Origin of the sequence: Lacimonas salitolerans, from assembly GCF_042677865.1 — a bacterium.
Classification (GTDB): Bacteria; Pseudomonadota; Alphaproteobacteria; order Rhodobacterales; family Rhodobacteraceae; genus Lutimaribacter; species Lutimaribacter salitolerans.
Genome location: NZ_JBHUDD010000150.1, coordinates 1 through 19,700 on the forward strand (window position 1 = coordinate 1; position 19,700 = coordinate 19,700).

20 protein-coding genes and 1 tRNA gene are annotated in these 19,700 nt (G+C 65.1%); 14 read left to right on the plus strand and 7 right to left on the minus strand.

Translation table 11 applies throughout. From position 1 onward, the window contains the following. Positions 1-182 precede the first annotated feature (182 nt). The 3 genes from ACFTOW_RS16405 to ACFTOW_RS16415 all read right to left on the minus strand — a co-directional run bounded on the left by ACFTOW_RS16405 (position 183) and on the right by ACFTOW_RS16415 (position 1,850). Positions 183-707, minus strand: coding sequence for a TetR/AcrR family transcriptional regulator (locus ACFTOW_RS16405; RefSeq protein ID WP_379917676.1), 525 nt, complete (start codon positions 705-707; stop codon positions 183-185). Positions 708-1,203: 496 nt separating this feature from the next. Beyond that, the gene (locus ACFTOW_RS16410) at positions 1,204-1,629 is read right to left on the minus strand and encodes a DUF6538 domain-containing protein (RefSeq protein WP_379917760.1); all 426 of its coding nucleotides are present in this window, start codon (positions 1,627-1,629) and stop codon (positions 1,204-1,206) included. Between the two features lie 131 nt (positions 1,630-1,760). Further along, positions 1,761-1,850, minus strand: a tRNA-Ser gene (locus ACFTOW_RS16415). Positions 1,851-1,973: 123 nt separating this feature from the next. Here ACFTOW_RS16415 and ACFTOW_RS16420 point away from each other — a divergent pair. The 8 genes from ACFTOW_RS16420 (at position 1,974) to ACFTOW_RS16455 (ending at position 8,894) form a co-directional block, all read left to right on the plus strand. After that, complete coding sequence (locus ACFTOW_RS16420; protein ID WP_379917678.1) at positions 1,974-2,813, plus strand: DUF2059 domain-containing protein; 840 nt, start codon at positions 1,974-1,976, stop codon at positions 2,811-2,813. 68 nt (positions 2,814-2,881) lie between these two features. After that, positions 2,882-3,625 carry a DUF2059 domain-containing protein gene (locus ACFTOW_RS16425; protein WP_379917680.1) on the plus strand — a complete coding sequence of 248 codons (744 nt, stop codon included), beginning with the start codon at positions 2,882-2,884 and terminating at the stop codon, positions 3,623-3,625. A 186-nt stretch (positions 3,626-3,811) separates the two neighbouring features. Beyond that, a complete protein-coding gene (locus ACFTOW_RS16430) occupies positions 3,812-4,441 on the plus strand; it encodes a 50S ribosomal protein L21 (protein ID WP_379917682.1) in 630 nt (209 codons plus the stop codon). 12 nt (positions 4,442-4,453) lie between these two features. Beyond that, a complete protein-coding gene (rpmA, locus tag ACFTOW_RS16435; protein ID WP_379917684.1) occupies positions 4,454-4,723 on the plus strand; it encodes a 50S ribosomal protein L27 in 270 nt (89 codons plus the stop codon). Positions 4,724-4,904: 181 nt separating this feature from the next. Continuing rightward, a complete protein-coding gene (locus ACFTOW_RS16440) occupies positions 4,905-5,444 on the plus strand; it encodes a GNAT family N-acetyltransferase (RefSeq protein ID WP_379917686.1) in 540 nt (179 codons plus the stop codon). Positions 5,445-5,490: 46 nt separating this feature from the next. Next, positions 5,491-6,525, plus strand: a complete 1,035-nt coding sequence (obgE, locus tag ACFTOW_RS16445; RefSeq protein WP_379917689.1) for a GTPase ObgE — start codon at positions 5,491-5,493, stop codon at positions 6,523-6,525. Then, a complete protein-coding gene (gene proB, locus ACFTOW_RS16450) occupies positions 6,513-7,619 on the plus strand; it encodes a glutamate 5-kinase (RefSeq protein WP_379917691.1) in 1,107 nt (368 codons plus the stop codon). Before obgE ends, proB begins: the two co-directional genes overlap by 13 nt. Before the next feature lie 18 nt (positions 7,620-7,637). After that, positions 7,638-8,894 carry a glutamate-5-semialdehyde dehydrogenase gene (locus tag ACFTOW_RS16455; RefSeq protein ID WP_379917693.1) on the plus strand — a complete coding sequence of 419 codons (1,257 nt, stop codon included), beginning with the start codon at positions 7,638-7,640 and terminating at the stop codon, positions 8,892-8,894. Between the two features lie 2 nt (positions 8,895-8,896). Here the strand turns inward: ACFTOW_RS16455 and ACFTOW_RS16460 are convergent, their stop codons facing one another. Next, positions 8,897-9,484: a histidine phosphotransferase family protein gene (locus ACFTOW_RS16460; protein WP_379917695.1), complete on the minus strand. Its 588-nt coding sequence runs from the start codon at positions 9,482-9,484 to the stop codon at positions 8,897-8,899. Between the two features lie 27 nt (positions 9,485-9,511). On the opposite strand from ACFTOW_RS16460, the gene ACFTOW_RS16465 reads away from it, so the two are divergent. The 3 genes from ACFTOW_RS16465 (at position 9,512) to olsA (ending at position 11,429) form a co-directional block, all read left to right on the plus strand. Further along, positions 9,512-9,694 carry a DUF3553 domain-containing protein gene (locus ACFTOW_RS16465; protein WP_379917697.1) on the plus strand — a complete coding sequence of 61 codons (183 nt, stop codon included), beginning with the start codon at positions 9,512-9,514 and terminating at the stop codon, positions 9,692-9,694. 119 nt (positions 9,695-9,813) lie between these two features. Further along, complete coding sequence (gene olsB, locus ACFTOW_RS16470; protein ID WP_379917699.1) at positions 9,814-10,590, plus strand: L-ornithine N(alpha)-acyltransferase; 777 nt, start codon at positions 9,814-9,816, stop codon at positions 10,588-10,590. Continuing rightward, positions 10,587-11,429: a lyso-ornithine lipid O-acyltransferase gene (gene olsA, locus ACFTOW_RS16475; RefSeq protein WP_465261612.1), complete on the plus strand. Its 843-nt coding sequence runs from the start codon at positions 10,587-10,589 to the stop codon at positions 11,427-11,429. The genes olsB and olsA overlap by 4 nt, the downstream gene beginning before the upstream one ends. 28 nt (positions 11,430-11,457) lie before the next feature. Here olsA and ACFTOW_RS16480 read toward each other — a convergent pair whose 3' ends face one another. Further along, complete coding sequence (locus tag ACFTOW_RS16480) at positions 11,458-12,078, minus strand: thiamine phosphate synthase (protein WP_379917703.1); 621 nt, start codon at positions 12,076-12,078, stop codon at positions 11,458-11,460. 134 nt (positions 12,079-12,212) lie between these two features. Between ACFTOW_RS16480 and ACFTOW_RS16485 the strand changes: the two genes are divergently transcribed. From ACFTOW_RS16485 to ACFTOW_RS16495, 3 genes are all read left to right on the plus strand, one after another. Beyond that, positions 12,213-12,956, plus strand: a complete 744-nt coding sequence (locus tag ACFTOW_RS16485; RefSeq protein ID WP_379917762.1) for an RNA methyltransferase — start codon at positions 12,213-12,215, stop codon at positions 12,954-12,956. 69 nt (positions 12,957-13,025) lie between these two features. Further along, positions 13,026-14,171: a heme A synthase gene (gene ctaA, locus ACFTOW_RS16490; RefSeq protein WP_379917705.1), complete on the plus strand. Its 1,146-nt coding sequence runs from the start codon at positions 13,026-13,028 to the stop codon at positions 14,169-14,171. Continuing rightward, entirely contained in the window at positions 14,168-15,643 is a 1,476-nt protein-coding gene (locus ACFTOW_RS16495) for a carboxypeptidase M32 (protein ID WP_379917707.1), read from the plus strand. Before ctaA ends, ACFTOW_RS16495 begins: the two co-directional genes overlap by 4 nt. A gap of 2 nt (positions 15,644-15,645) precedes the next feature. On the opposite strand, the gene mfd is transcribed toward ACFTOW_RS16495, so the two are convergent. Both mfd and ACFTOW_RS16505 read right to left on the minus strand, forming a co-directional pair. Continuing rightward, positions 15,646-19,098 (minus strand): transcription-repair coupling factor, encoded by a 3,453-nt coding sequence (gene mfd, locus ACFTOW_RS16500; protein WP_379917709.1) that lies wholly within the window; start codon positions 19,096-19,098, stop codon positions 15,646-15,648. Further along, on the minus strand, positions 19,058-19,654 hold the full coding sequence (locus tag ACFTOW_RS16505; protein WP_379917712.1) for a component of SufBCD complex: 597 nt from the start codon (positions 19,652-19,654) through the stop codon (positions 19,058-19,060). Before ACFTOW_RS16505 ends, mfd begins: the two co-directional genes overlap by 41 nt. Between the last annotated feature and the right edge of the window lie 46 nt (positions 19,655-19,700).

A 19,700-nucleotide genomic window follows, 5' to 3' on the forward strand; every position in this document is an offset into this window, starting at 1 on the left:
TCCTCCGGCGGCTTCACCTTGCGCAAGGTGTTCTACACCGTGCCATCCCGGCTGATCGGGCATCATCTGCGGATCCGGCTCGGCGGTCAAGGTCGGTCTCCTTCAGGCGAGAGTCCCCTGGCGACACATGCGATCAGCGCGCGCGACATCGCGCTGAACCTCTCCTCGGTCCCGAAACGCTGTCAGTGGACCGCGAGAAGGCCGACGCTCCGAACGAGATCGATCAGTGTCCCGACGGGAAGCGGATCGAGCTCACCGGCCGCGATCCGAGCCTCGAAGAAGTGGCGAAGGGGCCGTTCCATCCAGTCGGCCTTCCGGGCAAGGTCTTCGGGGCGCACCCGGGCGGCAATCGCCTCCATCGCTCCTGGGTCCGATACAAGTCGCGCAAGAAACGGATTTGTCGCGTATTCGTACAGAAGCGCTTCGAGGAACCGCGACAGGGCCTCGGGCGCGGTCAGCATTGGGTCATAGAGAGGCGCCATGACCCGTGCGGAGACGCCCGGCGCCTCGTCCGCCAGCAGGTCGAGGATCAGCGCCTCCTTCGAGGGGAAGAAGGCGTAGAACGAGGTCTTGGCCACCCCGGCAGCCCGCGTGATCCGCGACAGCGAAACGGCCCTGAGGCCGCCGCTGACGAAAAGCGCCCGTGCCTCTGCCATGAGTTGCGCGCGCAACCGGTCACGCTCGGCATCGGAAAAGGCCTTGGCCATGGATATCCAACCATCTATGAACGATTGTTCATTTCGTTCATAGATGGTCGAGACAATCCGTGCAACCCTCAGTCCGCGCTAGCTTCCGCGCTAAGCGACGAAGGTATGGTCGTAGGGAATTGCGTGCGACGGTTTGAAGTACCCTGATGCCTTCATGAACACGCATTTGGGTGCGCCTCTTGCATGGCGCCCCTCAGAAGAATGAATTGGTGCGTTGTCATAAAATCAATGAGTTAAGGTGGAGAAGGTTGGATATCAGGCCCATCCCCTCCGCCACTTGCCCTCGCGAAAGCGTTCTCCCGACCAGGCTGTGGCCGAATTTTCTCGTTGTTTTCGAGGGTTATGCGGGAGGGGCTGAGCACTGGCCTCGACGCAACCAGGCCTGAAAGCGGTCTCTCAAGGCCGATATTCTCCGGACCTCATGACTGCCCGGTTTTGGTGAATAGCTTGCAACCATCTGAAACGGCGTTGTTTTTCGAAGCCGCAGCTGAACACTTCAATGAAAGTGGCGCAGATCGAGACCAAGCCCCTTCAGCTCATCCAGCACCGCAGGAGCCGCGACGGTGTTCACCGTACCGTCCCGACGCTGCAGCACCTCCACCCGTGCAAGCAGGTCTTCCAGCGGCAGATCCTCGAGGTCGCGAGCGGGTTTGTAGGTCAGCCCATGGCTGGCGGCGATGGCCCTTGCCGCCTCGAGCTGGGCGACCCCATCCTCGGACCGGCCCGCAAGCTGCGCCTCCCAGCCCGCAACGAGGCTGTCCCAGATGGCAGGCGCCTTCTTCGTGGCCTGCTGGCGCGAGTCGGTCTTGAGCGACACCCAGACTTCACGCGGGTCCTCCACTGAAGCGAACTGGGCCGGCACACGTTGCCGCAAGTGCCAAGTCTTTCCCCGCATCATCAGCCGCATCGCACCCCTCCACATCCGCCCGCCGTTTAGCAAGATGTGTAGCAGAATCTGGTGATTTCAAGAGGTCATCAAGCGCAGCACAGCTCGATTTCTACGACAAGACGCTGATCATAATGGATAAATTCAGATCGCGATCCTGCCGGTAGTGGCGGAGAGACAGGGATTCGAACCCTGGGAACCCGTAAAGGCTCAACGGTTTTCGAGACCGCCCCGTTCGACCACTCCGGCACCTCTCCGCGGGGGTCTGGTGGGTGCGTTTAGACGTGTTTGTCACAGGGTGCAAGGGGCCTTTTCACATTGCTTGAGAATTCAAATGCCTTACCGTTCGTTCACAGTTTCAGTCCAATGTCGGAGGCATGATGACACGCCCGGTTTTCCGCACCTTCCCGCTGCTTGCCGCCATCGTGGCGCTCTGCCTGGCCGTCGCTGCGCCGGTCCGGGGGGCAGAGCGTGACCAGGTCGAGGCCTTCCTGAGCACCACCGGTTTTGACGTGGCGCTGGAGTCGATCAAGCTGTCGGCCGAGAACGCGCCGATGATGCTGGGCCGCGAGGTCAGCGATTTCGGCACGCAATGGACGCGGATGGCCGATGAGGTGTTCGCGACCGAAGCGATGCATGACACGGCTGTGTCGATCCTGACTGAAACGCTGGATCAGGAGGACCTCATGCACGCGGTGGAATTCTACGCCAGCGAGCTGGGGCAGCGGCTGGTCGAAGTGGAAAACGCCTCGCACATGGAGGCAGATCGGGGCGCAAAGCTGGAGAGCGGGCAGGCGTTGTTTTCCGGGCTGGTGGCGGATGGATCGCCCAAGGTCGAGCTTTTCCAGAGAATGGATGCCGCAATCAGCTCCGAGGACTCGTCCGTGCGCGCGGTGGAAGAAATTCAGGTGCGGTTCTTGCTGGCGGCCTCCGCCGCCGGGGTGGTTCCGCCGATGGACGAAGACGCATTGCGCGCGGTGATGGCCGACAGCCGCGATGATCTGCGCATCGAGTTGCAGGCCAATTCCATGGCCGGCGCGGCCTATACCTATCGCGATTTCTCGTATGACGACCTGCTGGCCTATACCGAGGCGCTGGAACAGCCGCGGATGCGCCGCGTGTACGAGTTGCTGAACGCGGTGCAGCACGAGATCATGGCAAACCGGTTCGAGGTTCTGGCCGCGCGCATGGCTGATCTGGCTCCGCAGGAGGACCTGTGATGCTGCGCGCGGTCCTCATCCCGGCACTTGCTTTGGCGGTCCTGGTTGCAGCCCCTGCGCGGGCTGACATGGACCGTTTGTTTCAGGCGATGCACATGGATTGGCTGATCGGTCTGATGCGTGACGAGGGGCTGGCCTATGGGGACAGCCTGGCGCAAGAGATGCTGCCCGGTGGGTCCGATGCGGTCTGGCAGGGGCTGGTGGAGCGGATCTATGACGCCGAAAAGATGGAGCAGGCGGTACGCGCGGGCTTTGATACCGCGTTCGGGGATGCCGATCCTGCGCGGCTGATCGCCTTTTTCGAAAGCGATGCGGGGGCGGCGCTGGTCTTGGCCGAGCTTGAGACGAGCGCGGCCTTTGCCGACCCGAGCGTCGAGGAGGCCGCCCGCGAGATCTGGCGCGAGGCCGACCCGACCGACGCGCGCCAGCAGTTGATCACCGAGTATGTCGAGGTCAACGACCTGCTGGAATACAACGTGGCCGGGGCGATGAACGCCAATTACCAGTTCTTTACCGGGCTGGTCGAAGGCGGCGCGATCGAGATGTCCGAGGACGACATCCTGCGCGATGTCTGGGAGCAGGAGGCCGAGACGCGCGAGGACACGCGCGAGTGGCTGTTCGGCTTTCTGACCATGGCCTATGCCGATCTGCCCGAAGCCACCATCGCCGCCTATGTGGAGCTGTCGCGCAGCGATGCGGGCCGGGCGCTGAACCGCGGCCTGTTCGCGGGGTTTGACCGCATGTATGGCGATCAGTCGCTGTCGCTGGGTCTGGCGGTGGCCAGCCGGATGGCAGCGGGCGAGGAATTGTAGGCAGCCCCGATACACCCTTGACTTGCCCCGCGTCTTGGGGGAAAAGCCGCGAACCGGGCAGGGGCGACTCTGCCCGGTGATCATTTGGTATTGCCCGCAAGGGCACGCTGTTCGCGGCGGCGCGATGCGCCGAAACGCCCGGAATGCCGGGGGCCACAGAACGCGGCAGAAAAAAGGAAGACACCGATGTTCGCGGTTATGAAAACCGGCGGCAAACAGTACAAGGTTCAGTCCGGGGATATCCTGCGGGTTGAAAAGCTGGCCGCCGATGCTGGAGAGACCGTCCAGTTCAACGAAATTCTGATGCTGGGTGGCGACGCCCCCGTTCTGGGCGCACCCATGGTTGACGGTGCGGCCGTGCAGGCCGAGGTGATCGACCAGATCAAGGGCGACAAGGTGATCAACTTTGTCCGCCGCCGCCGCAAGCATTCGTCCAAGCGCACCAAGGGCCATCGTCAAAAGCTGACGCTGATCAAGGTCGGCGAGATCCTGACCTCGGGCGCGGACAAGTCCGGCGTCAAGGCGGCTGTCGGTGCCGGATCGGTTGCCGGCGTGGCCGTGGCGGCGGCTGAAAAGCCCGCCAAGCCGGCCAAGGCCGCGGCACCTGCTGCTGACGGTGCGGACGACCTGAAAAAGCTGTCGGGTGTCGGCCCCGCGCTGGAAAAGAAACTGCACGAGGCAGGGGTGACCACCTTTGCCCAGATCGCGGCATGGACCGACGAAGACGTCGCCGCGATGGATGAAAAACTGTCGTTCAAGGGCCGGATCGAGCGTGAAGGCTGGATCGCTCAGGCCCAGGAACTGGCCGCAAACTAAGGAGACAGACCCATGGCACACAAGAAAGCAGGCGGTTCGTCCCGTAACGGTCGCGACTCGGCGGGACGTCGCCTTGGCGTGAAGAAATTCGGCGGTCAGGACGTGATCCCAGGCAACATCATCGCGCGTCAGCGCGGCAACAAGTGGTGGCCGGGCGAAGGCGTGGGGCAGGGCAAGGATCACACCCTGTTCGCCACGGTCGAAGGCCGCGTGACCTTCCGCAAGGGCTTCAAGGGGCGCACGTTCGTGTCCGTCCTGCCAGAGGCGCAGGCTGCGGAATAAGCCGAGTTTGACGGTTCGTTCTTCAGGGGATCGGCAAACAGGCCGATCCCCTTTTTCGTTCCGGAACTTGCCGGTATGGGTGAACTTGCCAGCCGATGACGCAGTCACCATCTTTTCGAAATACCTGCCGGTTATGCAGCGCTCAACCGTCTGTCCCACTGCCTTTCGGAGGAGAAAGCGCATGAATATCGACCTCCCCACCGCCTTGCCCACCATCCAGGCTGATGGCTTCTTGCTGCGCGCCCTGCGCCGGTCCGATGCCGGGCTGATCGCGTTCTACGCGGGCGACGAGCGCGTGGCGCGCATGACCCGGGGCATCCCGCATCCGTTTCCGCCGGGTGCTGCCGAGGCGATGATCGCCCGCGCGCAGGCCCCCGACCGGACCGAGGATATCTGGGCGATGGATGCCAGCGCGCAGGGCGGCTCCGAGGTGATGGGCCTGATCGGGCTGGAACGGCTGGACCGCGCGCAAAGCCAGGTGGCGTTCTGGGTCGCACCGGCGTTCTGGAACACGGGCGTCGCGTCAAAGGCTTTGCAGGCGCTGCTCGAGGCCGATCCGCACAACGCGCAGACGCTGTTCGCCGAGGTGTTTCAGGACAATCCGGCCTCGGCACGGGTGCTGACAAATGCCAGTTTTGCCTATCTGGGCGATGCCGAGAATTTTTCGGTCGCGCGGGGGGCCAAGCTGCCCACCTGGACCTACACACGAAACCTGACATAAGCAGGGCGCGGCCTTTGCGACAGACGCCCCGAAAAAGGAGAGGGTCATGAAATTCCTCGATCTCGCAAAGGTCTATATCCGGTCCGGTTCGGGCGGGAATGGCTGCATTTCGTTCCGGCGCGAGAAGTACATCGAGTTCGGCGGCCCCGATGGCGGTGACGGCGGCAATGGCGGTAGTGTCTGGGTCGAGGCTGTGGACGGGCTGAACACGCTGATTGATTTCCGCTATCAGCAGCATTTCTTTGCCGACAACGGGCGGCCCGGCATGGGGCGGCAACGCACCGGCGCCACCGGCGAGGATATCGTGCTGCGTGTGCCCGTTGGCACCGAACTGCTGGACGAGGACGAGGAAACCGTGATCGCCGACATGACCGAACTCGGCCAGCGCGTGCTGCTGGCCAAGGGCGGCAACGGCGGTTGGGGCAACCTGCATTTCAAGACCTCGACCAACCAGGCCCCGCGCCGATCCAATCCGGGGCAGGAGGGGGTCGAGCGCACGATCTGGCTGCGCCTAAAACTGATCGCCGATGTCGGCCTGCTGGGTCTGCCCAACGCAGGCAAATCCACCTTTCTGGCGGCCACCTCGAACGCGCGACCCAAGGTGGCGGATTATCCCTTCACCACGCTGCACCCCAATCTGGGTGTCGTGGGCGTGGACGGTGTTGAGTTTGTCGTGGCGGATATTCCCGGCCTGATCGAGGGCGCGAGCGAGGGTCGCGGACTGGGCGATCTGTTCCTCGGACATGTGGAACGCTGCGCGGTGCTGCTGCATCTGGTTGATGGCAGCTCGGGCACGCTGGTCGAGGACTATCAGACCATCCTGGCCGAGCTTGACGCCTATGGCGCGGGGCTGGCCGACAAGCCGCGCGTGACCGTTCTGAACAAGATCGACACGCTGGATGCCGAAGAGCGCGTGTTCCTGCGCGACGAGTTGCAGGACGCCGGCGCCCGGAACGTGCTGCTGATGTCGGGTGTGTCGGGCGAAGGGGTCGAGGACGTGCTGCGCGCCCTGCGCAGCCATATCGATGCAGGCAGGTTGCGCGCCCGTCCCGTGGAAGAGGACGCACCTTGGCAACCCTGACCGACGGCAGGCGGATCGTTATCAAGATCGGCTCGGCGCTGTTGGTGGATCGCGCTACCGGGGCGTTGCGCGCGGACTGGCTGCACGCGCTGGCGCAGGATGTGGCCTGGCTCAAGGGGCTGGGCATGGATGTGGTGCTGGTGTCGTCCGGGTCGATCGCGCTGGGGCGCGGGGTGCTGGGGCTGCCGCGTGCTGACTTGCCTCTGGAGCAATCGCAGGCCGCCGCCGCCGTGGGGCAAATCCGGCTTGCCCGCGCCTATGAAGAGGTGCTGGCCCCGCATGGCCTCACCACGGCGCAGGTGCTTGTGACGCTGGAAGACAGCGCCGACCGCCGCCGGTATCTCAACAGTCGGGCCACCATGGCGACGCTGCTGGGTCTGGGCGTGGTGCCCATCGTGAACGAGAATGACACCGTGGCCACGGATGAAATCCGCTATGGCGACAACGACCGTCTGGCCGCGCAGGTGGCGGTGACGGTGGGCGCGGATCAGTTGATCCTGCTGTCGGATGTCGATGGCTTCTACAGCGCCAATCCGCAGACAGACCCTGGCGCGCATCGGTATGACGTGATCGACGCGATCACGCCCGAGATCGAATCCATGGCCGGCGATGGCGTGTCGGGCCTGTCCAAGGGCGGCATGATCACCAAGCTGATGGCGGCCAAGATGGCAACGGCGGCGGGCTGCGCCATGGCGATCACCCAAGGCGCGGTGATGCGCCCGCTGACGGCCTTGGCCCAGGGGGCCAATGCAACATGGTTCCGCCCGCAGGGCGACCCGCAGGCGGCGCGCAAACGCTGGATCGCGGCGATGAAGCCGCGCGGCCAGATCACCGTTGACGCCGGGGCGGCGCGCGCTCTGGGGCAGGGCAAAAGCCTGCTGCCCGCCGGGGTGGCGGCGGTCGCGGGCGATTTCGGGCGCGGCGATCCGGTGGCGATACTGGATGCGGCGGGCCATATGCTGGGACAGGGGCTGGCGCGCTATACCGCCGCCGAGGCGGTGGCAATCCGGGGCCGCAGATCGGATCAGATCGAAGCCATACTTGGCTATCCGGGGCGCGCCGCCTTGATTCACCGCGATGATATGGCACTGTGAGCGTGAAAGGGCCGACCCATGAAAGACCTTGAAAATATCCCCGCCCTGATGGCCGACATTGGCCGGCGTGCCCGTGCCGCTGCCGCCGAGCTGGCCTTTGCCAGCGCGGAGGCCAAGCGTCACGCCCTGATGGCCGCCGCCGACGCGGTGTGGGACAGGCGCGCGCAGATCATCGCCGAGAATGCGCGTGATCTGGAGTATGGCCGCGAAAAAGGCCTTTCGGATGCGATGATGGACCGGTTGCTGCTGGACGAGGGCCGCATTGCCGGTATCCGCGATGCCCTGTGCGCCGTGGCGGATCAGGCCGATCCGGTGGGCGAGGTTCTGGCGGCATGGGACATGCCAACGGGGCTGCATATCAGCCGCGTGCGTACGCCCTTGGGTGTCGTCGGTGTGATCTACGAATCGCGCCCCAATGTGACCGCCGATGCCGGGGCGCTGTGCCTCAAGGCCGGAAACGCCGTGATCCTGCGCGGCGGCTCCGAGAGTTTTCACTCGTCCGGCGCCATTCATGCGTGTCTGGTCGAGGGGCTGCGGGCCGCTGGTCTGCCTGCCGATGCGATTCAGCGCGTGCCGACCCGTGATCGCGCGGCAGTGGCGCAGATGCTGACCATGACCGACCATATCGACGTGATCGTGCCGCGCGGCGGCAAGGGGCTGGTCGGGCTGGTGCAGGCCGAGGCGCGCGTGCCGGTGTTTGCCCATCTGGAGGGGATCGTGCATGTCTATGTTGATGCCTCGGCCGATGCGGGCAAGGCGATGCGCGTGGTGATGAACGCCAAGACGCGGCGCACCGGGATTTGCGGGGCGGCGGAATGCCTGCTGATCCACCGCGACGTGGCCGGCACGCTGGGCGCCGAACTGATCACCGCGCTGATGGACGCGGGGGTGCGGGTGCATGCGGGCGAGGGCCTGCCCGGCACCGATCGCGCCACCGACGACGACTGGGGGCGCGAGTATCTGGACATGGATATCGCGGCCAGGGTGGTGGATGACGTGGATGGCGCGATCGATCATATCCGGCGCTACGGATCAAGCCACACCGAGTGCATCCTGGCCGAAGATCCCGCCACCGTGGCGCGGTTTTTCGAGCGTGTGGACAGCGCGATCCTGATGCACAATGCCTCGACCCAGTTTGCGGACGGGGGCGAATTTGGCATGGGCGCGGAAATCGGCATCGCCACCGGCAAGCTGCACGCGCGCGGCCCGGTGGGCGCGGCGCAGCTGACAAGCTTCAAGTATCTGGTCACCGGCGACGGAGCGACTCGCGCCTGAGGCTACAGCAGGATCACGATCTCGTTCTGGCCGATGCGAGTGCGCGGGCGGCGTCCCTCTTCCTCCAGCAGCAGGGGCAGCAGGGCGAACTGCACCTCGGAGGGGGTGACATCGGCACCGCTGCGGTTCAACGCTTCCCACAGCTTTTCGTCGATCAGCATACGCTGCGCCTTGCCGGTGATCGTCCATTGCGACCCGTCGCGCGTGACGGCAATTTCGCCGCCAAAGGGCAGGGCGTTTTCCAGGCACATGATGGCCAGAAACACCAGCCGCGCCTGGGCGCGGGGCACGTCGCCCCCAACCTGCCAGTGCACGCGCTGGCGCGCTGAGATGGCAAGGTCCGACAGGATGCGCCGCAACTCGGCTTCGGCCACGGGTTCCTGACCTGCCGCGCCAAAGGCAAGTCGGAAAAACCGTATACGTGCCTGCGCATTGGCGAGACTGTCATGGACCAGCGCCAGTTCCGCGCCGCCACTGCCGCCCATCTGCATCAGTTCCAGGCCGTTGCCGATCGCCCCGACCGGGCTGATCAGGTCGTGGCAGATGCGCGACCCTACCAAGGCCGCCAACTGGGCGTTATGATTGGTCAATCTCTCCTCCCACGAAAGGCGATGGCCATGGACGACCTGAACGGATTTTTGGAACCGGGGATGCGTGTCAGACACCCGATGTGCCCCGATTGGGGGGTCGGGCAGGTACAATCACGCATCGGCACTCGTATAACAGTCAACTTTCCGGAAGCCGGCAAGGTGGTGATCGAAGGCACCCGCGTGGCACTGGAACCCGTCTTTGATGACTGACCCCGGTTAACAAACGGTTAGCACCCTTTCACCTTTTCGACAAACCTCTGTTTGTGTTGCCTTTCAGGGGCCATCTGCCTACACACGGGCGGACCCGATCCAAGGACCTGACTTTACCCATGCCGCACTCGCACGAGCCTTGTTTTTCGGTGCGTCTGGCACAGACCGCCGATGATCTGCGCGCGGCGCAGCGCCTGCGCTATGCGGTGTTCGTGGACGAGCTGGGCGGCGGCGGCGCGATGGTGGATCATGCCCAGCGGCTGGAACGCGACAGGTTCGACCCCTATTTCGACCACATGCTTCTGCTGGACGAAGCATTGCCGACAGAGGATCAGGTGGTCGGTGTCTACCGGCTGCTGCGCTGTGATCAGGCGGCGCGGGTCGGGCAGTTCTATTCCGAGGACGAGTATGACCTGAGCGTGCTGAAAACCTCGGGTCGGCGGCTGCTGGAGCTTGGCCGGTCATGCCTTCAGCGCGATTATCGCGGGGGGATTGGGATGTTCCACCTTTGGAACAGCCTGGCCGCCTATGTCGCTGAACACCAAGTGGAAATCCTGTTTGGTGTCGCGTCCTTCCATGGCACGGATGTCGATGCGCTGGCCGGTCCGTTGTCGTTGCTGCATCACGGTCATCTGGCACCGCCGGACCTGCGGGTGCGCGCACGCGCGCCGCATTTCGCGGTCATGGACCGGATCGCGCCGGACGTGCTGGATCGCCGGGCCGCGGTGCTGGAGATCCCGTCGCTGATCAAGGCCTATCTGCGCCTGGGTGGCTTTGTCGGTGAAGGCGCGTGGATTGATCATGAATTCAATACGATAGACGTCTGTCTTGTTCTGGATACCGCCCGGATGAGCGACCGGCAGCGCGCGATCTATACCAAGGGCGTCGGAGGATGACGCCCCCATCGGGCCGCCAATGGGAGATGCCACCCGAGCCTCCGCCTGCGAAGATTTCGCCGATGGGTTGGTTGCGTGCGGGGGTTCGGGCGGCGGTTTTGATCCCGGTGATCGTGATCTGCCTGCTGTTGATGGTGCTGGGAAACACGCTGTTCGAGCGTGTTTTCTTCAAGCAAAGCAGGCCTTTGACGCCCTATCTTACCGTTTTCGTCTGCCGGATGTTCCTGTGGGTGACCGGCATGCGCTATGCCCGGCGCGGCAGGCGGATGGACCGGCGCGGCGCGGTGGTTGCGAACCATTCGTCCTGGCTGGACATCTTTGCGCTGAACGCGGGCAAGCGGATCTACTTCGTGTCCAAGGCCGAGGTGCGCGGCTGGCCCGGTATCGGCTGGCTGGCGTGGGCGACGGGTACGGTGTTCATCGCCCGTGACCCGCGCGCGGCGCGGCTGCAACAGGCGGTGTTCGAGGACCGGCTGCTGGCCGGTCACAAGCTGCTGTTCTTTCCCGAAGGCACGTCGACAGACGGCATGGGGGTGCTGCCGTTCAAGACGACGCTGTTCCAGGCGTTCTTTTCGGATGAGCTGCGGCACGAGATGCACATCCAGCCCTGCACTGTCGTTTATCACGCCCCTGAAGGCGAGGATGAGCGGTTCTATGGCTGGTGGGGCGAGATGGGTTTTGGCCCGCATCTGATCAAGGTGCTGGCCGCGCGCAGGCAGGGCCGCGTCGAGGTGATCTATCACGCGCCGGTGCGGGTGGATGCGTTCCCCAACCGCAAGTCGCTGGCCGCCCATGTGGAAGAGGTTGTGCGGTCGGGCATGCCACCGGGGCGGCAGTAGGCGGGTTGGGGGTGGGTTGGCACCCACCCTACGTCATTGCGGCCTTGAGCGCGGCGAGTTCCGAGGCCGGGTCGCCTGCATCCCAGATCTCGGGACCGATGGCGAAGAAATCGGTCACCGGCGTCAGATCGCGGATGATGTCGGGCGTCAGCCCGCCTTCGGCCACCACGGGCAGCTCGATCATGGCCGACCACCACGCGAACAATTCGCGCTCGGCCAGGGTGCCATCGCCAAGGGTGGCGCCGGACAGCGGCCCGAAGCTGATGTAATCCGCCCCGGCCTCGCCCGCGTTCATGGCGTCATGGCGCGACGCGCCGCAGAACGCGCCGATGATGGCATCCTGCCCCAGTTCCTTGCGGGCGGCGCGCATGCCGCGTACGCCGTCGGGCAGGTGCACACCGTCCAGGCCCAGCCGTTCAACCATCAGGATATGGCTGTCGATCACCAGCGCCACGTCGCGGGCATGGGTCACCTCGCGCAGGGTGTCTGCGGCGCGGGCGATGCGGTCCTCGTCGCGGGTGGCCATGGTCAGCCGGACGCAGGCGACCTCGTGCGCGTCAAGCACGCCCGCCAATGCGTCGGGAAACTGGCTGAGTTCGAACTCGGCCGGGGTGATCAGGTAGATCTGTGGCTGCTCGGGCGTGGGCATTTGGGCCTCCTGCGATGGGTCTGGCTCCTATAGCGCGGAAAATGCAGCCGCGCCAAGGGGGTGGCGCGCATCCGCCCTTTTCAGGCCAACCGGTTTGGCATACCAGAGCGCCAATGACCCGAATGGAGCCTGAAATGCACAACGATCAGCCGCAACCTGCCTTTGTTCTTGTGCGCCCGCAGATGGGCGAGAATATCGGTGGCGCGGCGCGGGCGATGTGGAATTTCGGGCTGGACCGCATGCGCGTGGTGGCCCCGCGCGACGGCTGGCCCAACCCTCGCGCCGTGGCGATGTCGAGCGGAGCAGGCCGCCTGCTGGACGAGGCGATGCTGTGCGACACCCTTGGGGCTGCGCTGGCCGATTGCACCTATACCTATGCCACCACGGCGCGGGCGCGCGATCTGACCAAGCCGGTGTTCAGCCCCGAGGGCGCGATGCGCGACGCCGCCGCGCGTCTGGCCACGGGCGAGCGGGTGGCGGTGATATTCGGCCCCGAGCGCGCAGGGCTGGAGAACGAGGACGTGGCGCAGGCCAATGCGATCATCACCGTGCCGGTGAACCCCGATTTCCCGTCGCTGAACCTGGCGCAATGCGTGTTGCTGACGGGGTATGAGTGGCGCAGGCAGGCCGGTCCAGCCACCGATGACTCGGTCGAGGTCAGCCGCAGCGACTGGGCCAGCACGCTGGAGATCGAGAAGCTGGCCGATCATTACGAGGAACGGCTGGAGGATGCGGGCTTCTTTTTTCCCGCCACCAAGGCCGAAAGCATGAAGCTGAACCTGCGCAATCTGTGGTCGCGGATGCGGCTGACGCGGGCGGATGTGCAGATGCTGCACGGGGTCATGCGGCAGATGGTGCGCTGGAAAGAGCGTGGATGATCCATTGGTCGCACTGGACGCCATGACAGGCGCGGCTTACCTTTCGCGCAACGCAATCGGAGGCAGGGCATGAGCGGGAAACGCAAGCTTTTCGAAGAGGTTGAAAGCCGTGACGCGGTGGCGGCACCCAAAGGCGGCGCCATCGACCGGGCGGCACGCCGGGGCGCGCGCGGGGCGATCCGCCTGTGGCTGATGCTGCTGTTCGCGCTGGTCGTGGTGATGATCGCCGTGGGCGGCCTGACCCGGCTGACCGACAGCGGGCTGTCGATCACCGAATGGGCCCCGATCAAGGGCGCGATCCCGCCGATGACCGCCGAGGACTGGCAGCGCGAGTTCGACGCCTATCGCCAGATCCCGCAATACCAGTTGCAGAACAAGGGCATGAGCCTGACCGAGTTCCAGTTCATCTACTGGTGGGAATGGGGCCACCGGCAATTGGGCCGGGTGATCGGGCTGGTCTGGGCGCTTGGGTTTTTCGGTTTTCTGGTGGCGCGCAAGATCCCCGTCGGCTGGACGCCGCGCCTGTTTTTCCTGGGCGTTCTGGGCGGCGCGCAGGGCGCGATCGGCTGGTGGATGGTCGCCTCGGGGCTGGAGGGCGAGATGCTGTCAGTCGCATCATACCGGCTGGCGGTGCATCTGGGACTGGCCTTTGTCATCCTGGGGTTCATCGCGTGGTATGTGTTCCAGCTGGGCCGCGAGGAACGCGACCTGATGCAGGCCCGCCGCGCCCGCGAGGGCAAGCTGTTCGGCATGGGCACCGGGTTGATGCATTTCGCATTCCTGCAAATCCTGCTGGGCGCGCTGGTCGCGGGCATCGACGCGGGCCGCAACTATACCGACTGGCCGCTGATGGCGGGTGGCTTTCTGCCGCCGGATCTGTTCGTGCTGGAACCGCTGTGGCGCAATTTCTTCGAGGATGACGGGCTGGTGCAGTTCATGCACCGGATGGCGGGGTATCTGCTGTTCATCTTTGGCATCGTCGTCTGGGTGCGCGCGCGGCGTTCGCCGCATGGCACCACGCGCTTTGCCTTTAACGCCGTTCTGGCGGTGATGCTGGTGCAGATGGTGCTGGGGATCGTCACGGTGATCTATTCCGCACCGTGGCAGATTGCCATCGTGCACCAGTTCGGGGCCGTGGTGCTGTGGGTGCTGATCCTGCAGGCGCGGTTCTTCGCGGGCTATCCGGTATTTGCATCCGTCAGGGGGACAGCATGAGTTTCGACGATTTGATGGCGTATGAGCGTCAGACGCAGGCGCTGTCGCAGGTGGCCGGGCGTCTGGGCTGGGATCAGGAAACCGTCATGCCGCGCGGCGCCGGCGATCAGCGGGCCGAAGAAATGGGCGCTGTGGCCGCCATCCTGCACGAGCGGCGCACAAGTGGCCGTGTGGGCGACTGGCTGGCCGCGATCGACGATAGCACGCTGGATGCGGTGGGGCAGGCGCAGATGCGCCATATCCGCCGCGACTATGCCCGCGCCACACGGCTGCCCGGCGATCTGGCGGCCGAGATTGCCCGCACTCGGTCGCTGGCCCATCAACGCTGGGCCGAGGCGCGGGCCCGCGAGGATGTGGCGCATTTCCTGCCGATGCTGGCGCGCATGGTCGATCTGAAACGGGCCGAGGGCGCGGCGCTGGCCGAAAACGGCGACGCCTATGACGCGCTGTTGCAGGATTACGAGCCGGGGGCCACGGCGGCAGGGCTTGAGGCGATGTTCGGCGCGTTGCGCCCGCGTCTGGTGGCGCTGCGCGCCGCTTGTCTGGAGAGGCCCGCGCCCAAGGGGCTGTCGGGCACGTTCGACGAAGCTGCGCAGATGCGCCTGTCGCGGATGCTTGCCAAGACATTCGGCTATGACATGGCGCGGGGCCGGGTGGACAAGGCGGTGCATCCGTTCAGTTCCGGCTCGGGCGACGATGTGCGGATCACCACCCGCACGGCCGCGGACGATCCGTTCAACTGCCTGTATTCCACCATTCACGAGGTCGGGCATGCGTCCTATGAACAGGGGATCGATGCAGCGTATCGGCTGACGCCGCTGGGGCAGGGCGTGTCGATGGGCGTGCATGAAAGCCAGTCGCGGATCTATGAAAATCAGATCGGCCGCAGCCGCGCCTTTACCGGCTGGCTGCACGAGCGGATGCGCGAGGCGTTCGGCGATCTGGGCGTGGCCGATGCCGATGGGTTCTATGCCGCGGTAAACACCCTGAAACCCGGATACATCCGGACCGAGGCCGACGAGGTGCAGTATAACCTGCACGTGCTGTTGCGGTTCGATCTGGAGCGTGACCTGATCGCCGGGCGGCTGGAGGTGGATGATCTGGAAGAGGCGTGGAACGCGCGCTTTCTGGCCGATTTCGGCTATGCGGTGGACAAGCCGTCGAACGGCTGTTTGCAGGATGTGCACTGGTCCGAGGGGCTGTTCGGCTATTTCCCGACCTACACGCTGGGCAATGTCTATGCCGGGTGCCTGATGCAGGCGTTGGCACGCGACCTGCCCGACTGGGAAGCGCACCTTGCCAAGGGCGATCTGACAGCCGTGACCGGCTGGCTGCGCGCGCGCGTGCAGCAGCACGGCGGCCTGTTCGAGCCGCGCGCGGTGATCGCGCAGGCCTGCGGCGGCACCGAGCCGGACGAGGGGCCGTTGCTGGACTACCTCGAGGCCAAGTTCGGCGCGATCTACGGGCTGTAGCGTCAGGTCCTGGCGGCCTTGGCCTTTTCCTGCGCGATCACCTTTTCGGCCAGATCGCGGGCGATGGCAAAGGCCCCCTTGATCTTGTCGGCTTCGTTCTTCCAGTCGCGGCGCACGACGATCTTGTTGTCCTTGACCTTGGCCAGCCCGCGCTGGTCCTGAATGAACTCGACCAGACCCTGCGGGCTGGCGAACTTGTCGTTGTGAAACTGGATCGTCGCACCCTTTGGCCCGGCGTCCAGCTTGGCGATCCCGGCGCGCTTGCACATCGCCTTGATCCGCACCACCAGAAGCAGGGTGTTCACCTCGCGCGGGAGCTTGCCGAAACGGTCGATCAGCTCGGCGGCAAAGCCCTCAAGCTCGACCTTGGTGGTCAGCGACGACAGGCGGCGATACAGGCCCAGCCGCACGTCCAGATCGGGCACGAATTCCTCGGGGATCAGCACCGGCACACCGAGGTTGATCTGCGGCGCCCATTGGCCATCGGCCTCGGACAGGCCCTCCATCTCGCCGGTGCGGATCTTGGCGATCGCCTCTTCCAGCATGGTCTGGTACAACTCGTATCCCACGTCGCGCATCTGGCCCGACTGTTCCTCGCCCAGCAGGTTGCCGGCCCCGCGGATGTCCAGATCCTGCGATGCCAGCGTGAAGCCCGCGCCAAGACTGTCCAGACTGCCCAGAACGCGCAGGCGCTTTTCGGCGGCGGGGGTCAGCCGCGCGCGCGGCTTGGTGGTCAGGTAGGCATAGGCGCGGGTCTTGGCCCGGCCCACGCGGCCCCGGATCTGGTACAGCTGCGACAGGCCGAACATGTCGGCGCGGTGCACGATCATGGTGTTGGCGGTGGGGATGTCCAGACCGGATTCGACGATGGTGGTGGCCAGCAGCACATCATACTTGCCATCGTAAAAGGCGTTCATCCGGTCATCCAGCTCGCCCGCCGCCATCTGGCCGTGGGCCACAACATAGGTGAGCTCGGGCAGTTGGCTGCGCAGAAACTCCTCGATCTCGGGCAGATCGCTGATGCGCGGGACGACATAGAAGGACTGTCCGCCGCGATAATGCTCGCGCAGCAGCGCCTCGCGGATCGTGACCGGGTCGAATTCGGACACATAGGTGCGGATCGCCAGACGGTCCACGGGCGGCGTGCCGATGATCGACAGGTCGCGCACGCCCGACAACGACAGTTGCAGCGTGCGCGGGATCGGCGTGGCGGTCAGGGTCAGCACATGCACATCGGTGCGCATCTGTTTCAGCCGTTCCTTGTGGCTGACGCCGAAATGCTGTTCCTCGTCGATCACCAGCAGGCCAAGGTTCTGGAATTTCACCGATTTCGCCAGCAGGGCATGGGTGCCCACGACGATGTCCACCGTGCCCCTGGCCAGACCTTCGCGGGTCTGGGTCGCCTGCTTGGCCGGGACAAAGCGCGACAGCGCGCGCACCTCCAGCGGGAAGCCCCGGAACCGCTCGGCGAAGCTTTTGAAATGTTGACGGGCCAGCAGGGTGGTGGGGGCGATCACCGCCACCTGCACGCCCGACATCGCGGCGATGAAGGCGGCGCGCATCGCAACCTCGGTCTTGCCGAAACCCACATCTCCACAGATCAGCCGGTCCATCGGTTGCCCGCTGGTCATGTCGGCCAGCACATCCTCGATCGCGCGCAGCTGATCGTCGGTTTCGGTATAGGGGAACCGCGCGCTGAACTCTTCCCAGGCATGGGGCGGCGGTTCCAGCACCGGAGCCTTGCGCAGGGCGCGTTCGGCAGCGATCCGGATCAGCCGGTCGGCCATCTCGCGAATGCGCTCTTTGAGCTTGGCCTTCTTGGCCTGCCATGCCCCGCCGCCCAGACGATCGAGCAACCCTTCCTCGTGGCCAAACCGCGACAGCAGCTCGATATTCTCGACCGGCAGATACAGCTTGGCGCTTTCGGCATATTCCAGCAGCAGGCATTCGTGGGCCGCCCCGGCGGCGGTCACCACCTCAAGCCCGTGATAGCGCCCGACACCGTGATCGACATGCACGACCAGATCGCCGGGCGACAGCGATTGCGCCTCGGTCAGGAAGTTGTCGGCGCGGCGGCGTTTCTTTGGTGCGCGGATCAGCCGGTCGCCCAGCACGTCCTGCTCGGAAATCACGGTCAGCCCGTCGGCAGTGAAACTCTGTTCCAGCGGCCAGACCGCCAGATGCAGCCCGTGCTTGCCCAGGCCCTTCATGTCGCGCAGATGCACCGCGCCCACCAGACCCTCGTCACCGATCAGCCCGTCCAGCCGTTCGCGCGCGCCTTCGGAGTACGACGCCACGACGACCGGGCCATCGGCCATCCGCGCGCGGATATGGTCGGCCAGGGCCGCGAACAGGTTCAGCTGTTCGGCCTGCCGCTCGGGGGCAAAGTTGCGCCCGACACGCCCGCCCGCGTCGATGACCCCCGGCCCGGTGGCCTGTGGCAACGGATGAAACTGCAGCTCTCGCCGATTACCCATCGCCGCCTGCCAGCTTTCGTCATCCAGATACAGCAGCCCCGGCGGTACGGGTTTGTAGACCGTATCGCCACGGCCCTTCTGCGTCATCGCCTCGTGCCGCGTGTCGTATTGGTCAACGATCCCATCCCAGCGCGACAGGCGGGTGGCGGTCACCTGATCGTCCATCGTGACGCTGGCCTGCGGCAGATAGTCGAACAGCACTTCAAGCCGCTCGTGAAAGAACGGCAGCCAGTGCTCGACGCCCTGATGCTTGCGGCCTGCACTGACCGCCTCGTACAGCGGATCGTCAGTGCCGGCCGCGCCGAATTCGATGCGGTAGTTCTGCCGGAAACGCAGGATCGCGGCCTCGTCCAGGATCACCTCGGACACGGGGGCCAGTTCGACCACGCTCATCTTGGCGGTGGTGCGCTGGGTGACAGGGTCGAACCGCCGCGCGCCATCCAGCGTGTCGCCAAAGAAATCCAGCCGCACCGGACCGGACTCGCCCGGGGGGTAGATGTCGATGATGCCGCCGCGAATGGCATAGTCGCCCGGTTCGGTGACGGTGGCAGCCTGCACGAAACCCATGCGCACAAGGAAATCGCGCAACGCGGCCTCGTCCACACGGTCACCGACCCGGGCGGTGAACGCCGCCTCGCGCAGCGTGTCGCGGGCAGGCAGGCGCTGCATCGCGGCGCTGACCGTGGTCAGCAGCACGCATGTCGACGGCGCACCATGCACCAGCCCGGCCAGCGTGGCCATGCGCGCGGCGGAAATGTCGGCATGCGGGCTGACCCGGTCATAGGGCAGGCAATCCCAAGCCGGAAACCGCAGGATTGGCATGTCGGGGGCGAAAAAACGCAAGGCGGATTCCATCGCCGCCATGCGCTTGTCATCGCGCGCGACATGGATCACCGGCGCACCGCTGCGCGCCACCTCGTTCAGGATCAGGCGGGCATCAAACCCCTCCGGGGCGCCCCCAACCGTGATTTTGCTCATCATCTACCTGCTGTTCGATCGCGCCCATCGGCCCGAAATGGTTGCCCATCCCCGCCCTGAGGTTTTGATACATACCCCACATGGCGGTGATGAAAATGGCGATCATGCCCACGACCTGCACCATGATCCGGTGACGCCACAGGACCCTGCGCAGATCGGGGCCCGCGACACGGCGCATCTGGATCAACCGGGCGGTGTTGAGGCTGAGACCACCGACGATGGCCATGGGAAAGCCCATCAGGAACACCGCCTGCGCCATCTGCACGCCGTAGACGAACCCGATCAGCGCCAGCGAGGTGAGCAGAAAACTGCTAAACCCCAGCAGCCACAGGCCCGACACGCGCGAAATGCCCAGCAGGCGGTTGGTCATGATCCGGGTCATGTCCTCGAGATCGGTCTGTGCCTGACCCTCGCGGCTGGCGGCCCGGCTGACCATGTCAAACGGGATGCCCAGCACCCAATGGCTGGCAGTCGACCACAGCACGGCAAGCGCGATCCAGTACCAGATACTGGAAAACGAACGCAGATCAATCAGGTCGGTGATTGTGTCAAACAAGTCCAATGCGGTGCCTCAACAACCTTGGTGCGTTTCTGTATCCCCC

What these genes read in the sequence shown, in the direction of transcription:
- ACFTOW_RS16465 (WP_379917697.1), top strand. Translation starts at nt 9,512, where the DNA reads ATGGACGACCTGAACGGATTTTTGGAACCGGGGATGCGTGTCAGACAC.
- ACFTOW_RS16420 (WP_379917678.1), top strand. Translation starts at nt 1,974, where the DNA reads ATGACACGCCCGGTTTTCCGCACCTTCCCGCTGCTTGCCGCCATCGTG.
- ACFTOW_RS16410 (WP_379917760.1), bottom strand. Translation starts at nt 1,629, where the DNA reads ATGTGGAGGGGTGCGATGCGGCTGATGATGCGGGGAAAGACTTGGCAC.
- ACFTOW_RS16495 (WP_379917707.1), top strand. Translation starts at nt 14,168, where the DNA reads ATGAGTTTCGACGATTTGATGGCGTATGAGCGTCAGACGCAGGCGCTG.
- rpmA (WP_379917684.1), top strand. Translation starts at nt 4,454, where the DNA reads ATGGCACACAAGAAAGCAGGCGGTTCGTCCCGTAACGGTCGCGACTCG.
- ACFTOW_RS16455 (WP_379917693.1), top strand. Translation starts at nt 7,638, where the DNA reads ATGAAAGACCTTGAAAATATCCCCGCCCTGATGGCCGACATTGGCCGG.
- ACFTOW_RS16430 (WP_379917682.1), top strand. Translation starts at nt 3,812, where the DNA reads ATGTTCGCGGTTATGAAAACCGGCGGCAAACAGTACAAGGTTCAGTCC.
- ACFTOW_RS16480 (WP_379917703.1), bottom strand. Translation starts at nt 12,078, where the DNA reads ATGCCCACGCCCGAGCAGCCACAGATCTACCTGATCACCCCGGCCGAG.
- ACFTOW_RS16440 (WP_379917686.1), top strand. Translation starts at nt 4,905, where the DNA reads ATGAATATCGACCTCCCCACCGCCTTGCCCACCATCCAGGCTGATGGC.
- olsB (WP_379917699.1), top strand. Translation starts at nt 9,814, where the DNA reads ATGCCGCACTCGCACGAGCCTTGTTTTTCGGTGCGTCTGGCACAGACC.
- ACFTOW_RS16425 (WP_379917680.1), top strand. Translation starts at nt 2,882, where the DNA reads ATGGACCGTTTGTTTCAGGCGATGCACATGGATTGGCTGATCGGTCTG.
- obgE (WP_379917689.1), top strand. Translation starts at nt 5,491, where the DNA reads ATGAAATTCCTCGATCTCGCAAAGGTCTATATCCGGTCCGGTTCGGGC.
- mfd (WP_379917709.1), bottom strand. Translation starts at nt 19,098, where the DNA reads ATGAGCAAAATCACGGTTGGGGGCGCCCCGGAGGGGTTTGATGCCCGC.
- ctaA (WP_379917705.1), top strand. Translation starts at nt 13,026, where the DNA reads ATGAGCGGGAAACGCAAGCTTTTCGAAGAGGTTGAAAGCCGTGACGCG.
- olsA (WP_465261612.1), top strand. Translation starts at nt 10,587, where the DNA reads ATGACGCCCCCATCGGGCCGCCAATGGGAGATGCCACCCGAGCCTCCG.
- ACFTOW_RS16405 (WP_379917676.1), bottom strand. Translation starts at nt 707, where the DNA reads ATGGCCAAGGCCTTTTCCGATGCCGAGCGTGACCGGTTGCGCGCGCAA.
- ACFTOW_RS16485 (WP_379917762.1), top strand. Translation starts at nt 12,213, where the DNA reads ATGCACAACGATCAGCCGCAACCTGCCTTTGTTCTTGTGCGCCCGCAG.